Below are 15,136 nucleotides of genomic sequence, written 5' to 3'. Positions count from 1 at the left end.
AAACTTCCTTTCTCAAAGTAAAATAGGCGGTGAAGTCATCTTATCACTTCGCCACCTATTTTTTCAAATTTAATGTTTATATTGATTTTCTGTTTCTTCAAAAGCTTTTTTTGTCTCTTCAAGCTTTATTTGAGCTGTACGATCGTCAACTAAATGCCCGGAGGAAAGAGTAGGGATTTCTGCAGGGATCATTTCTGTATCGGAAGTATCTACCAAATCTTCTTCAGCTTTATTCCCTTTCACTTTGGTAATCAAAGAAGCTGACTGCTTTGATACAGAATCAGTGATTACACTAGTTTTCGTTTTAGCGATCTCAGCCAGCTCTGTTCCTTTTTCTATTGCTGTTTGACGTAATCTCTCCGTTTTGTCAGTAAGAATCTTCGCCTGTTCATTTAATTTACTGCGTAATTCTCGTCCAGATTTTGGTGCAAGAAACATCGCAGTAGCCGCTCCAACAATCCCCCCAATAATAGCACCTAACAAAAAGCCGGTTGTATTTTTGCTGTCATTTCGATCACCAAATTCCTTTTGATATTGAACGTCTCTTTGATAATCCTTATGGTCTTTTGAATGCATGGCAATTCCCCTCTCAAATGATAGATTGTATTATTCGTGCGATCTTAAAAATCGCTTTTTTGCTACGTTTTCTATTTGCTTGGATTCTATTTCATTCACCGGTAATGATTTAGAATCAAGCTCTTCTTGTGCCTTCCTTTTTTTCCATTTGTCTCTTAGCTCTAGAAAGACATTTCCCCATTGTACAATTTGAGAAATTTTCTCTTGATGATTTTCTAGATCTGTTTGCACCTTTGATGAGACTTGCTTAAGAGAAGAATTAAATTTTTGAATAGAGGTTCCTACATCTTTTACAGCATAAACCACTGTATTTAAATGTTCCGATTTTTTCTGCAAATCTTCAGCTAAAGCATTTGTTTTATGTAGGAGTTCCGTTGTCTCTAATGTAATGCCCTGTAGCTGTTTTTCTAATCCTTCAAGCGTATGGGCCACACGATCTAAAGTTCCTTGTAGAGACTTCAAAGTCTTCGAAAGGTAGATCACCAATATCAAAAAGGCTATGGCTACCAAAGCAGCACTTAAATATAGAATAATTTCCAATGACTTACACCTCCGTGATGTTTTAATACAACATTACCTATCACCCATTATAAACTCCCTTAGTATTTTTCCATACTATAGAAAGGAATTCCTTTTTAAAAATTAAAAATTCAGGGTTTGCAAGAATCATATCATTAATTTGAGCGATTACAGTAAAAAATTTGAGAAAATTCGGTTACAATAAAGAGGTATGACATTAATCAATCTGGAGGATACATAATGAAAGACCCTAGAATTCAAACACTTGCAAAAAATCTTATTAACTACTCTGTTAAGCTCCAAAAAGGTGAAAAAGTATTAATCGAAAACTTTGGTCTTCAACGTGAGCTTGTAAATGCGTTAGTAAAAGAAGCGTACGCTGCCGGAGGCTATCCTTTTGTACTGTTAAAGGATCACCAAGTAGACCGCGCGCTTCTTATGGGAGCAGAGAGAGAGCAATTTGAAATGATTGCCAAGTTCGAGGCGAACGTAATGAGCCAAATGGACGCTTATATTGGATTGCGCTCAGGCGACAACATTAACGAGCATGCTGATATCCCTGCTGACAAAATGAAAATTTATGGCGACACAGTCGGACAAAAAGTACATAGAGAAATTAGAGTTCCTAAAACAAAATGGGTTGTCCTTCGCTATCCTAACTCATCTATGGCCCAATTGGCAAAAATGAGCACAGAGGCATTTGAGGATTTCTATTTTGATGTTTGTAACTTAGATTATAGTAAAATGAGCAAAGCGATGGACAATCTTGTTGAACTAATGAATAGAACGGATAAAGTTCGCATTACAGGACCAGGCACAGATCTTACCTTCTCCATTAAGGGTATTCCTGCCATAAAATGTGCGGGTGAAATGAATATTCCAGACGGTGAAGTATTTACAGCACCTGTCAAAAATTCCGTTAATGGCGTCATCACATATAATACTCCTTCTCCTTACCAAGGCTTTACGTTTGAAAATGTAAGGCTCACGTTTAAGGATGGAAAAATTGTAGAAGCGACAGCTAACGATACTGAGCGGATCAATAAGATTTTTGATACAGATGAAGGTGCACGTTATATTGGGGAGTTTGCAATTGGAGTTAACCCATATATCCTTCATCCAATGCAAGATATTCTTTTTGATGAGAAAATTGACGGAAGCTTCCACTTTACACCAGGGCAATGCTACGATGAAGCATACAATGGCAATCATTCAAACATCCATTGGGATATGGTTAACATTCAACGACCTGATTACGGCGGTGGGGAAATCTATTTTGACGATGTCTTGATCAGAAAAGACGGCCGTTTTGTCATTCCAGAATTAGAAGTACTAAACCCAGAAAACTTAAAATAATTAGCACTTCTAGCCGGATTTATAAAGAAAGAGGCTTACCTGCGGGCCAAAAACGCCTAGAAGGGTAAGCCTCTTTCTAATTCTATGCCTGCTTTTCCAAATAGTTTTCATAGGCTTGCTGGAATTTTTGGATATCTCCAGCTCCCATAAAAAGAATGACACTATTTTCAAAATCTCTTAAAGGTGAAGGATCTTCTTCCTTCAAAATTTCCCCACCAGGAATTTTTTCTTGAAGATCCAAAATGGATAGCTTGCCTTGGTTTTCGCGAGCAGAGCCAAAAATTTCACATAGAAACACCTTATCTGCCATGTTTAAGCTCTCTGCAAACTCATCTAAAAAGGTTTGCGTTCTTGTAAATGTATGAGGCTGGAATACCGCAACGATTTGTCGATCTGGGTATTTTTTTCTTGCAGCATCAATTGTTGCGCGAATTTCAGTAGGATGGTGAGCATAATCATCAATCAAGATTTGAGAACCCACTGGTTTTTCAGAAAATCTTCTTTTCACACCTGTAAAAGTTAATAGCTGAGATTTTACGATATCCGCACTGATGTCTTCATATTTGCACAACGCAATAACGGCTAATGCATTTAATACGTTATGATCGCCAAAGGTAGGAATTTGGAACGTTTCATAATAAGTGTTTCTTACAAATACATCAAATTTTGTGCCTTCAGGCGTTGAAGAGACATTTCTTGCTTGGAAATCATTTTCCTCATTAAATCCGTAAAAAATAACCGGAACTTTTGCTTGAATCTTCTGCAATTGCTCATCATCACCACAGGCAATAATTCCTTTATTTACCTGAAGTGCCATTGTCTGAAAAGCTTCAAACACATCATCTATACTAGAAAAATAATCCGGATGATCAAAATCGATATTGGTCATGATTGCATAATCCGGATAATAGGATAGAAAATGCCGTCTATATTCACACGCTTCAAATACGAAATACTCAGCATTCTCATCTCCTTTGCCTGTACCATCTCCTATTAGGAAGGATGTTGGCTTAGCACCACGCATTACATGTGCCATTAGACCAGTAGTTGATGTTTTTCCGTGTGCGCCTGTAATTGCAATACTCGTAAAATTTTTCATGAAATCGCCAAGAAAACGATGGTAGCGGATAATTGGTAATCCTAGCTCCATGGCTCTCTGGATTTCTTCATGTGTGTCTGGAAAAGCGTTCCCGGCAATAATTGTCATACCAGGCTCAATATTGTCCTTGTTAAATGGCAAAATTTTAATGCCTAACTTTTCAAGGGCCTCCTGTGTAAAAAAATGCTTTTCAACATCTGAGCCCTGTACTTGATAATTCATATCATGCAGAACCTGGGCAAGCGCACTCATACCCGAACCCTTAATTCCGACAAAATGGTATACAGTCATATGAGATCCTCCAACAATCGTCTATATTCATCGACATGATAGAACGTTTTCTTTTCTAAAATTCAGTAAGACGATAACACATCTATGCCAACAACATAATGAAAGAAAAGGAGTAACGTATGTTTAACTCCTAAGTGAATATTATATCATATTAAAATAATGCTTAACGCTGAAAAGGTAATTGCTTCATTATATGAACGAGACTACCTGTAAGCGAATGTAAAGCCCTGTATTTTTACGATATGGTTTTCCTACTTGTTTATTCTACCTTTTCTAAACGTGGATTTGGACGGTATTTTCTTCCTTCTTTAGCTTGTGGTTTACCGTTCAGTAAGACATTATCTCCCGTAAAGCCGATATTGATTTTCAACAAGCTGCTGCCAACTCCATACATGTCAACCGGAGCACCCAATCTTTCAAATTCTTGGATACGCTTTTCATTAAATCCTCCGCTAACGACTATTTTCACATGCTGAAATCCTTCTTCATCCAAAGCTTTTCTCAAGGCAAAAACAAGTTCAGCATTTACACCACGCGGATCAAAAGTCCCCAGCAAATGCTGATTTCTTAAAAAATATTTATCAATAAGTGTTCTAGAAGTATCCAAGCGAACACCCTTTAATTTACTGCCAAACTCTCTGGCGACTTTTAATGAGTCAGTAATGACATCATTATTATAGTCCACTAAAGCAACCAATTCATCCTCCGGAAACTTTTCAAGATACGCACGGCAAGCTGCCACTAAGTCACCGTCAAATAATTGTATGAGGGCATGTGGCATCGTGCCCATGCCTTTTTTTCCCCACCATTCATTCATGGCATGGGTAGCCTGTGCAGTCACTCCACCTATGTAAGCAGCATATCCGTCCCCAGCTTGCTGGGTAAAATGATCGTCTCTGTCTCCCATAAAAATGACGGGTTTTTGTTTCCCTGAATAGGCTGCCGCCTTCACGACATTATAGACATTGGTTGCGACAGAGGTTCTACGCGCTAATATTCCGTCAATAATCCCTTCTAAATATCCAAAATTTTGATACGGACCTGTAATCGTAAGCACAGTCTCAAATGGACTGATTTTATCCCCATCACTTAACGAATAGATTTCTAGTTCTTCAGGATTGGTCGCAAAGGTTTTAATGAGTGCAATCACCTCATCCGTTCCACACAGAACAGCATCCTGTTTTTGGAAGAATTGCATGGTCACAACATTATCAGGACAATATTCTTGAACGATTTCTCTCGTTTTTAAAAAATATACAGCAGAGAACCAGCCATCTTTAACCCTTTCATCAAATTTAAACGTTTTATTTGTTAATCTCTTAATTTTTCCCTGCAACTTCAATTCGATTTCCTTCATCCTAAAAGCTCCTCTTCACGCACTGTATGATATCTTGTACTTATTATTTTATAGAAGTACATAAAGAATACCACATTTTAAATGCTATATGGATTATAAGAAAAACATCACATATGTCAATATCATAATTTTCCTTTACTTGAAAAAACATGAAAATGTAAAGAAATTTTTACTGGATTCCTGTTTTCTCGTTCAGAAGCTGCTCCATTTCTTCCTCACGAATGAGAACATCTCTTGGTTTACTGCCTCTCGCTTCTGAAATGACACCATGCTTTTCAAGCATTTCCATTAATCGTGCAGCCCTATTATATCCAATTCTAAAATGTCTTTGGAGACTTGAAGTACTAGCTGCGTTTTGCGATACCACGAATTCACAGGCTTCTAAAAATAATTCATCACTTTCCTCAGTGAGCTGGGCCTTCGATAGCAACTCTTCTTGATGGAACAAATAATTTGGGGACTGCTCTTTTTTGACATGGTTAACAACTAAATCAATTTCATCATCACTGACAAACGTACCCTGCAAACGGACAGTTTTCGAAGACCCATTTTCGAGAAACAGCATATCACCTTTCCCTAATAGCTTTTCTGCTCCACTCACATCAATAATGGTTCGAGAATCGATCTGTGAAGATACGGAAAATGCGATTCTCGTCGGTATATTTGCCTTTATCAAACCAGTGATTACATCGACTGATGGTCTTTGTGTAGCCACAATCAAATGAATTCCACACGCTCTTGCCTTTTGGGCGATTCGGCAGATGGCCTCTTCTACATCGGCTGGTGACATCATCATAAGGTCAGCAAGCTCATCGATGACGATTACGATATATGGCAGCTTATCTGAAAATTGTCCTGCTTCCGCTGCTTTTTGATTAAACCGTTGGATATCTCGGACTCCCGCATGAGCGAACAGTTCATACCTTCTTTCCATCTCATCCACTGCCCATTTTAAAGCAGCAGTTGCCGCTTTTACGTCAGTTATGACCGGACTGACCAGATGAGGGATACCATTATATGGAGCAAGTTCAACCATTTTAGGGTCAATCAGTAAAAGCTTTAACTCATTCGGCGTTGCTTTATATAAAAGACTGATGAGCATCGTATTAATGCATACGCTTTTTCCTGAACCGGTTGCACCCGCAATCAGTCCATGCGGCATCTTTTTTAAATCTGTAACGATTGGCTCGCCGGAAATGTCAAGCCCAAGAGCAACTGTCAAAGGAGATGAATGATTTCTAAAAGCTGGGCTTTCTAATATTTCTCGTAAAAAAACCGCTTTACTCTTACGGTTTGGTATTTCGATCCCAATGGTGTGCTTACCAGGAATAGGTGCTTCCATTCGGATATCTTGAGCAGCAAGACTAAGTTTAATATCGTCTGTAAGATTTGTGACCTTGTTCACTTTAACACCCGCTTCAGGCTGCACCTCAAATCTTGTAACTGCCGGTCCCTGTGTAACATTAACAACCTTCGCACGAACATTAAAATTTTTCAAGGTTTCATTTAGAATAAATGCCTGCTGTTCAAGCCAGTCATCATCCTCGGTTTCAGTTTGAATAGGCGGAGAGAGTAAATCTATGGAAGGAAACTGATAATAAGGTAAATCTTCCACAGCTTCTTCTCTTAATACAGGCTCATTTTTTATGATTGGATCATGATTTTCTACTCGTTCCGTTTTTTTTTCCTGACTAGCCATCCGAGCATTTTTTTCAGCTAGCCTTTGTTTGTCTTGCTTTAACATGACAACATTGAATGGAATATGCTTTCTTTTTGGCTTTTCCGTCTCTGTCGCTCGCTCTTGTTCCAAAGTGGTATTGTCTCTTAAAGCTTCTTCTGAGCCTGAAGTGGCAATAGTCTCCAAGTCTTCCTCTGGTTCTAAAATAGAGTGGTCTTGTAAATGTTCCTCTTGCACTAAATAGGAGCTGTTTTCTTGATCTTTCTCTACCATTAAATTCGTTCGGTTTTCTATATTTTCCTCTAACACTAAATGGTTGCTGTCTTTATTGCCATCCTCTGGCATTAAAATCGTGTGATCTGCAAAAGCAATTGCTGGTGAATTATTTTGTATTGACCAACCATTCTCCGTTTTCGAATTTTTATGTATTGTTTCATTGTCAGCAGCATCATGATCTTTGGCAGACACAAGATCTTTTTGAACTAGATCATCACGTCTTTGTTCAGAACGATGATCCGCAAACCTTTCATTTCTTTTTTGTCTGTAGATTGCAGGTATTTCTTCTAGCTTTTTATCTGATAAAGATTTATCGTTGAAACTGGATGTCAGCTCGTATTCAACAAACTGACTACTGGTTTGTATTGGTTTTTCAGGACGTTTAAAACCATAAATCGGTGAAGGAATTTCTGTCGGTGAAAAAGGTCGATTTGTTTTTTTATGAATCTTCGTGTTTTCTCGAGTGTTTCTCGAAACATAGGTCTTATACTCAGTTGTTTTTTCTTTTTCACCAACCATTGAATTTACAGTGTCTAGATGGTTTTCCTTTTTCCTGATTTTTGGTTTTCTTTTGGAAAATTCTTCGTCAGGGACAATCGGAAAGCGAAATTTCCCTTTTGGATATTGATACTGAATCTTTGCTTCTACTTCTTTAGTCTTATTAATCAAAGCAGAAGCCTGTTTTTGTTCTTCCTTCTTTTTTTGAAAAAATTGCTTTGGTGCTTTTTTTAATTCTTCTTCATCTATTGTTTCATCTACAATAATCTCTTCAATTTCTATAATCTCTTCTTCAGCTTGAAACCAACTCTTTAGCTTTTTAAGCCATTTCAATTCAATCACTCTTTCTATTGCTGATTCTTCATCTATTTTAACAGTATTTCACAGAATATGTAGTAAAAATAATAGATTAGTAAAATGTGAGTAAGGATTAGATACTTTGGCTCATTTTATGAATAAGAGGGAAGTCTATATTCGAATCATTTATTTTAACGGGTTCTCGAGAAAATTCAACCCATTTCAGCATGATTCAACCCTTTCTCGTGGTCTTTCAACTGTTTCCTTAATCTTTTATAGAACCCTACAAACGACCTCTTTTTTCTCTTGTCTATCTAATTGAAGAGCGATACTATGACCTGAAAAATTTATACTTTTCTATCTTACAAAAAAAAACTTTTATAAGAGCTGTACTCTCATAAAAGTCTTCTAATTTTTCTTTTTGTTTTGACCAAGAATAAAAATTGGTTCAAGCTCATCATTTTCATATAAAAAAGAAAGGGCTGTGATTGGAACAAGGCCATTGGCAAAAAAGCTCATAGCCATTTGTGCAAGAATGTCATACCCCGCCTCATTCCGAATATCAGAAATAATTAAAACATCCTGATGAGGAATGGCAATTGTCATAGTCCCTTCAATCTTTTCTTTCATTTCATGAAGCCAGGATTCATTTAATATCCGGCTGGCATCATAACCGTCTTTTGTATTCACAAAGTAATAGATATTTCCCGCCACTGTATCCTGCTTGTAAGTTGTTGGGAGCCTTCTGACATTAAAGCGGGCCATCTCTTTGATTTGTTCTTCCCTCCACCCTTGCTTTTCAATAAAAGCTGTATCAAGTAGTCGATACGTTGTACCTAAATCCAATGCATAAAATATTCTTGTTTCCGCTGTGTGTTCATCTGTCAAAAATGGTACTCCATCTTGATTTTGTATAGGGAAAGAGGTTGAACGAATAACCGGAAAAATATTTTTTTCCTGTCCTTTCAGAGAGTGTTCTCCTCCCATAACAAGAAGCGCTTCTTTCACGTAATATACGGTTTCTTCAATCGCTTTTTCTTTTTCATTTTCCCATTTTGCGATAATCCCAGGAATTTCAATTGTAATGCCTTTATTCGTCTCACTATTTTCTATTCGGAGTGTATCTTTTTTTACATCGTGATTAAAAGTTGTAGTAGGAGACTGCAGCCTTTCTTTCAACAAACGGACCATCTTTTTGCTATCCATTTTCATGTTTCTCGCCTCCTTTCAAATTCACTTTCAGATTCATTTTAAATACTAGCAAAACTATTCAAGTGATTGGATGAATGATTCAATTTCTTCCTTTGTTTTTCTTTCCTTGCTTACAAATCTGCCTAACTCTACACCCTTATCATAGGCAATAAAGCTCGGAATTCCGAATACATCATTTTCTGCACATAAGTCAATAAATTGATCTCGATCGACATAAATAAATGTAAACTCTTGATATTTTTCTTCTAGTTCCGGTAAAAACGGCTCAATAAATCGACAGTCCGGGCACCAGTCTGCAGAGAACAAGAAGATATGCTTTCCATTGTCTTTCCATTCATTAAACTGTTCTATACTCTCTAATTTCTTCATTTCTTTTTCCTCCTACTAGATTAAACATATATCCAGCTAGCCTATTTTACGCATATACTCAGATCATATCAAACTTATTACACAAGAACCAATGAAATGCAAGCGGAGAGCCTTAATACGTGGCTGTAGCTTCTTCTATTTCTTTTCCTCAAATCTATTATTGTTACTACGAAAACATTGTATAGGTATATTGTTTTAGTAGGAAATTAATTCTATAATATAGTAAATATTCATTTTTTTAAAAATTTATCGACAGAAAGGGGTGCCTGCCATGAAATCAATAAAAGCGAAAATCATTTTCCAGTTATTGATGACAACCATTGGTCTAATCATATTATTATCATTCAATATTATTTCTAGCAATATTCAAAAGGATGCTAAGTCAGAAGAAGAGAAATTGTCTGAAGCAGTCATTGCGAGCAAGGACATCAAGTATAACATGGCACAAACCCGAAAATACGAGCAGCAATTTCTTCGTAATCCTAAGAAAGCGGGAGCAGATCTCGTTTTACAAAATGCCATCAGGGTCAAAACTCAATCTCAGGAGCTAAAAAAAGAAAACAAAGATCTGGGGAGTATCGTAAAGCATTTTGATCGAATTGATGAGAGTGCAACAGCCTATATCGATAACTTCAATATATTAGCAGGACTTTATGAAAAAATCGGTTACAGTTCGACCTCCGGGTTAAGGGGAGAAATGGATAAAGCTGCAACAGAAGTATCAAAGCTGCTCCAAGAGGAAAATCGCGGTGATTGGCTTGAACAATTTCATTTAATGCGATTGTTGGAAAAACAGTATGTTGCTACAAAAGATGAAAAAATATACTACGAATACACGAAGGTAGCTCGTAAATTAGAAGATGAAATTAGGCAATCCATCAATGAAAATGACCCATTGATCACTTCATACGGTACATATATTCAATCTATGCTAAATACAGTATCCACCTACCGCCAAACAAGCCGTATTATGGTCATTTTTGATGAAAGTGCACGTACAATTGAAAAATCTGTAACCGATGTAGAAAAAGAAATCACCAACCAAAAAGCATTATTGAATCAAGAGCTTTTAGCTAATACATCGGGAATTAACAAAATGATTCTTCTAACAAGCATCGGCTTAATTACTTTACTCATTACCATCGGAATTATCCTATTAAAATCGATCCTTCACTCCATTCATTCTCTAAAGCTAGGAGCGGAAAGAATCGGACACGGGGAGCTTGGCTATCGGGTAGCCATAAAATCATCCAAGGATGAAATGAGTAGTTTGGCCATGACATTTAATGAAATGGCGGAAAAAATGCAGACTGCCTTAAAAAAGGTACTTCATTCCGCCGATCAGCTGAATTCATCTTCACAGCATCTCGCTGCCATTTCCGAAGAAACATCAGCGCAGTCGAATGAAGTTACCCTTGCAGTTAAACAAGTTGCAATTGGGGCATCCGAACAAACAACAAAGCTTGAAGATAGCAAGCACATCATGAGCAAAGTATCCGAATCAATTGAAGAGACGCATGCGATCAGTGAAGATATTGCAGTAGAAGCGAAAAAAACAGAAATAGAAGGGCAGGAAGGCCTAAAAACCATCTTTTCTTTACAACAAACATCTGATCAATTTTTGAGTTTGGCCAATCATCTGACCATACAGGTGCAATCTGCAGCCAACCAAGCTAGCAGCATTTCTTCTATCGTCAGCACAATCCAAGAAATTGCTGAAAATACAGATTTACTTGCACTAAACGCTGCTATTGAATCAGCTCGTGCTGGTGAAGCTGGCAGAGGCTTTGCTGTAGTGGCAAATGAAGTTAGGAAACTTGCAGAGCGCTCTAAAAATGAGGCACAAAATATTCAAATGTTAATTAATAATATGAATATACAGATGGAATCACTTCAATTGGAAGCTGAAAAATTTAACGAGTATCGCAATACGCAGAGTCAATCTGTTCGTTCCACTAAGAATGCATTCGAAAATATCGTGAATCACGTTTCAGGTATTAGTGCTAAAATTATTGGAATACAGTCAGCTATTAAGGAAGTACAAGACTCTAATACAACACTATTTCACAAAATGAATGAAATCTACGAAATTTCCGAGCAATCTGCCGGTGCGGCTGAAGAAGTTAGCGCTTCAAGTGAGAGCCAACTTATGGCCATCTCCCAAGTGAATGAAGCAGCTTTCGAATTAAGTAATATTGCGAATGAACTCCATTCCGTCATTAACCAGTTTAATCTTGAAGACAATGTTGTACAAAGACTTTCTGAAACCAAATCGGTTAATAAAAAGATACCGATTAGAAAGTTATTTAAAAAGAAAAACAGGGGGGCCTAAATTGGCCTCCTTGTTTTTTTTATTGATCAATAGAAGCAGCGATTTTCATCATTTCTTTAGCCAAATCATCTAAATTTTGGGCTGTTGTGACTTTAACACTGTTAAAACAATCCCTGCAATCATCCAAGCTATGTATTTATTTATTTTTAAAAGCATGAACGATGCCTCCATATACAGAAATTTTCAACTTCCTAATGAGTTCAAAGCATACTCCCACTGTCCAATCAGCATTTTCATAATATGCTCAAACATTTGTGATCTTGTAATATGATCGTTTGTAAATACTCCAATAGCCCCTTCTTTTTTTCGGATGTTTTGCTTTTGGGTAAAATAGTCCATAACTGGACCAAGCTCTTCTCCTTGTAAAACCCTGTCAGCAACTTCTTTCGGCAAAGGAATTCTTGCTCCCCCTGCAATAAAAAATTGGCCATCCCTTGTTACAAGAGCTCCCCAATTGCAAAGCATTAATCCATAAGGGGTTTTGGTAACTCCACCTTCAAGCCCGATGGCGATATCAGCACTACTTAAAATTTCAAGACAATTTTTTGCTCTATTAAGTGCGCCATTTATCGTTTCTTCATCCGAAAATGGTTGTTCAGAGACGGCTGATTCAGCTTTTACTGGAGTGATTTGGTACCCATAAGGCTGAAATGCCATTTGGACAGCTTCAATCTTTGCAGGATTGTGACTACCGATTGCTACTTTTATCATCCTTCATTCTTCCTTTGATTTTCCAATTCATTACGCGTTGTTTCGAATCGCATTCACTGTTGCTTGATCACAAGCTAACACAAGTTTTTTCAATAGCTCTCTTGCAGCAGCATAATCATCGACATGAATGATAGAGGCATGAGTATGGACATAGCGTGAGCAAATCCCTACAACAGCACTTGGCACTCCATCGTTAGACATATGGACTCTTCCTGCATCTGTCCCTCCTTGAGATACAAAGTATTGATATGGGATGTTATTCGATTCTGCAGTATCGAGAATAAATTCCCGCATTCCTTTATGAGTTACCATGGAACGATCAAGAATACGTAGAAGCGCCCCCTTACCAAGCTGACCAAATTCACTTTTCTTTCCAGACATATCGTTTGCTGGGCTTGCATCTAAGGCAAAGAAAATATCCGGCTTGATTAAATTGGCAGCCGTTTGAGCACCTCTTAGCCCAACCTCTTCTTGTACAGTGGCACCTGAATATAAAACATTTGGCAGCTTTTCGCCTTTTAAATCTTTTAGCAATTCTATGGCTAGACCGCATCCATACCGGTTATCCCAAGCTTTCGCCATAATTTTTTTCTTGTTAGCCATCGGTGTGAAGGGACAAATAGGAACGATTTGCTGTCCAGGCTTTATGCCCATTCGCTTTACGTCTTCCCTGTCATCCGCACCTACATCAATCAGCATATTCTTGATATCCATAGGCTTTGAACGCTGGGATTCCTCCAATAAATGTGGCGGAATTGAAGCAATCACCCCAATAACAGATCCGTTATCAGTGATAATTTCCACTCTTTGTGCCAACAGAACTTGACTCCACCAGCCTCCTAGAGTTTGAAAGCGAATCATTCCATTCTCAGTGATGCCTGTAACCATAAAGCCCACTTCATCCATATGGCCTGCTACCATGACGGTTGGTCCATTTTCATCACCAACTTTTACCCCGAATATACTGCCTAAACCATCCTGTACAATCTCATCTGCATATTTCTCAAGCTGTGACTTCATAAATTTTCGTACAGCATGTTCATTCCCTGGGGCTCCTGGTAGCTCGGTCAGTGTTTTAAATAACGAAAGGGTTTCTGGATTCATTTGTGCTCTCCTTTATATACAGTAATATAGTTATATTTTACAGAAACTTCATTTTCCTTACCACTATATGAAATGAATGGATGAATTCCCTTTCAAGAAAACATTTGAACAAAAAAGGATGTCTTTTGTATACTAGAGAAAAGAATCAGAATGGCGGTACCATTGGGAGGTGCTTCACATGAAGTGGAAGTCTTTATTACTCGGAACGGCAATCGGATTTACAGCAGGCTATTTAGCAAAACAAGCAATGGATCAAAATTCCGCACTTTCACCAGAGAAAATATTGATTACAATAAAAAAAGCTTTGCAAAAGGACGGAAAAATTATTGGCTCTTGGATTTTAATGACTCCTGAACCCTTCCGCAAACTTGATATAGACTATCAAGTGTATAAAGGCGGTATTACCAGGAAAAACGATGTTCAGCAAGAACAGTTTGAATTTGTCGTGGATGCGAATACAGGAACTGTTCTAGAATTAACAAAAAAATGAAAAATCGAGTAGGAGGGGGTGACTAACCCCCGACCTCTCACACCACCGTACGTACCGTTCGGTATACGGCGGTTCAATTAAGTATGACGTAGAGTCTGATACCTTTCGGTTAGACTTCTTAACCCTCGGTGACTCCAATAGGAGTTGTCGAGGGTTTTATGTAGAATGGGACTGCAGGCAATCCGCCAATATCTCTTGCGTGTATTGCCCCATTCGAATGCTTTATGGCTTGGAACACCTAATCCTCTNAGTTTCCGAATTCTTGTTTTCGGAGTTTTCCATTCTTTCCATAAACACATCCGAAGCCTTCGTCTAATCCATTCATCAAATTCTTTGAACTTACTTGGTGTTTCTGCCAAGGCAAAGTATCCGCACCATCCCATTAAATACTTGTTCAGTTTCTCAATCCTTTTCTCCATTGGATACGGTTTCGACCTTGATGTAGTTTCACGGATCTTGTTCTTCAAACGTTTCACACTTTCGTTCGCAATCCGTATCTTTGGTGTTTTATTAGATGTGAAGCTGAAACCGAGAAACTTCCGTTTCCAAGGACGGTCTACTGCCGATTTCTTTTTATTTACCTTGAGCTTTAACTCCTTCTCAATAAAGTGGGTAATGGAGTTCATGACACGAATTCCTGCTTTCTTTGTTTTCACGTAGATGTTACAGTCATCCGCATACCGGACAAACTTATGTCCACGTTTCTCAAGCTCTTTGTCCAGTTCGTGAAGCATGATGTTTGATAAAAGTGGACTAAGCGGGCCGCCTTGAGGCGTTCCCATGTCCGTTTCCATTACTACTCCATTGATCATCACGCCTGATTGAAGATATCGACGGATTAACTTCAGTAGAATTCGATCTTTGATCGTTTTCGCCAAGATCCCCATCAGTTTGTCGTGATTCACCTTGTCAAAGAATTTCTCTAGGTCTATATCGACTACCCAACGATATCCTTCTTTGATATAACCCTT

13 protein-coding genes are annotated in these 15,136 nt (G+C 38.0%); 3 read left to right on the top strand and 10 right to left on the bottom strand.

Features of this window, described 5'->3' with window-relative positions; all coding sequences use genetic code 11:
- Positions 1 to 69: 69 nt before the first annotated feature.
- Entirely contained in the window at positions 70 to 576 is a 507-nt protein-coding gene (locus tag GD441_RS14685) for a YtxH domain-containing protein (protein WP_153127182.1), read from the bottom strand.
- 30 nt (positions 577 to 606) lie between these two features.
- On the bottom strand, positions 607 to 1,116 hold the full coding sequence (locus tag GD441_RS14680) for a DUF948 domain-containing protein (RefSeq protein WP_153127181.1): 510 nt from the start codon (positions 1,114 to 1,116) through the stop codon (positions 607 to 609).
- 219 nt (positions 1,117 to 1,335) lie between these two features.
- On the opposite strand from GD441_RS14680, the gene GD441_RS14675 reads away from it, so the two are divergent.
- The gene (locus GD441_RS14675; RefSeq protein ID WP_153127180.1) at positions 1,336 to 2,451 is read left to right on the top strand and encodes an aminopeptidase; all 1,116 of its coding nucleotides are present in this window, start codon (positions 1,336 to 1,338) and stop codon (positions 2,449 to 2,451) included.
- 82 nt (positions 2,452 to 2,533) lie between these two features.
- On the opposite strand, the gene murC is transcribed toward GD441_RS14675, so the two are convergent.
- The 5 genes from murC to GD441_RS14650 form a co-directional block, all read right to left on the bottom strand.
- Positions 2,534 to 3,841, bottom strand: coding sequence for a UDP-N-acetylmuramate--L-alanine ligase (murC, locus tag GD441_RS14670; RefSeq protein WP_153127179.1), 1,308 nt, complete (start codon positions 3,839 to 3,841; stop codon positions 2,534 to 2,536).
- Between the two features lie 259 nt (positions 3,842 to 4,100).
- Positions 4,101 to 5,198, bottom strand: a complete 1,098-nt coding sequence (locus tag GD441_RS14665; protein WP_153127178.1) for a nicotinate phosphoribosyltransferase — start codon at positions 5,196 to 5,198, stop codon at positions 4,101 to 4,103.
- Between the two features lie 169 nt (positions 5,199 to 5,367).
- Positions 5,368 to 7,983, bottom strand: coding sequence for a DNA translocase FtsK (locus tag GD441_RS14660; RefSeq protein WP_276567804.1), 2,616 nt, complete (start codon positions 7,981 to 7,983; stop codon positions 5,368 to 5,370).
- A gap of 372 nt (positions 7,984 to 8,355) precedes the next feature.
- On the bottom strand, positions 8,356 to 9,159 hold the full coding sequence (locus GD441_RS14655) for a DUF1444 domain-containing protein (protein ID WP_153127177.1): 804 nt from the start codon (positions 9,157 to 9,159) through the stop codon (positions 8,356 to 8,358).
- A gap of 54 nt (positions 9,160 to 9,213) precedes the next feature.
- On the bottom strand, positions 9,214 to 9,528 hold the full coding sequence (locus tag GD441_RS14650; RefSeq protein ID WP_153127176.1) for a thioredoxin family protein: 315 nt from the start codon (positions 9,526 to 9,528) through the stop codon (positions 9,214 to 9,216).
- A 271-nt stretch (positions 9,529 to 9,799) separates the two neighbouring features.
- Between GD441_RS14650 and GD441_RS14645 the strand changes: the two genes are divergently transcribed.
- Complete coding sequence (locus tag GD441_RS14645) at positions 9,800 to 11,860, top strand: methyl-accepting chemotaxis protein (RefSeq protein ID WP_153127175.1); 2,061 nt, start codon at positions 9,800 to 9,802, stop codon at positions 11,858 to 11,860.
- A gap of 183 nt (positions 11,861 to 12,043) precedes the next feature.
- On the opposite strand, the gene GD441_RS14640 is transcribed toward GD441_RS14645, so the two are convergent.
- Positions 12,044 to 12,568 carry a DUF84 family protein gene (locus tag GD441_RS14640; protein WP_153127193.1) on the bottom strand — a complete coding sequence of 175 codons (525 nt, stop codon included), beginning with the start codon at positions 12,566 to 12,568 and terminating at the stop codon, positions 12,044 to 12,046.
- Between the two features lie 33 nt (positions 12,569 to 12,601).
- A complete protein-coding gene (locus tag GD441_RS14635) occupies positions 12,602 to 13,675 on the bottom strand; it encodes a M42 family metallopeptidase (protein WP_153127174.1) in 1,074 nt (357 codons plus the stop codon).
- A gap of 178 nt (positions 13,676 to 13,853) precedes the next feature.
- Between GD441_RS14635 and GD441_RS14630 the strand changes: the two genes are divergently transcribed.
- A complete protein-coding gene (locus GD441_RS14630; RefSeq protein ID WP_153127173.1) occupies positions 13,854 to 14,165 on the top strand; it encodes a PepSY domain-containing protein in 312 nt (103 codons plus the stop codon).
- Positions 14,166 to 14,242: 77 nt separating this feature from the next.
- Here the strand turns inward: GD441_RS14630 and GD441_RS14625 are convergent.
- A partial coding sequence (locus GD441_RS14625; RefSeq protein ID WP_153127172.1) for a reverse transcriptase domain-containing protein occupies positions 14,243 to 15,136 on the bottom strand: 894 nt, incomplete at its 5' end.

It is taken from the genome of Peribacillus tepidiphilus, assembly GCF_009466385.1.
Classification (GTDB): domain Bacteria; phylum Bacillota; class Bacilli; order Bacillales; family DSM-1321; genus Bacillus_BN; species Bacillus_BN tepidiphilus.
This window is presented reverse-complemented; position numbering and strand designations above follow the sequence as displayed.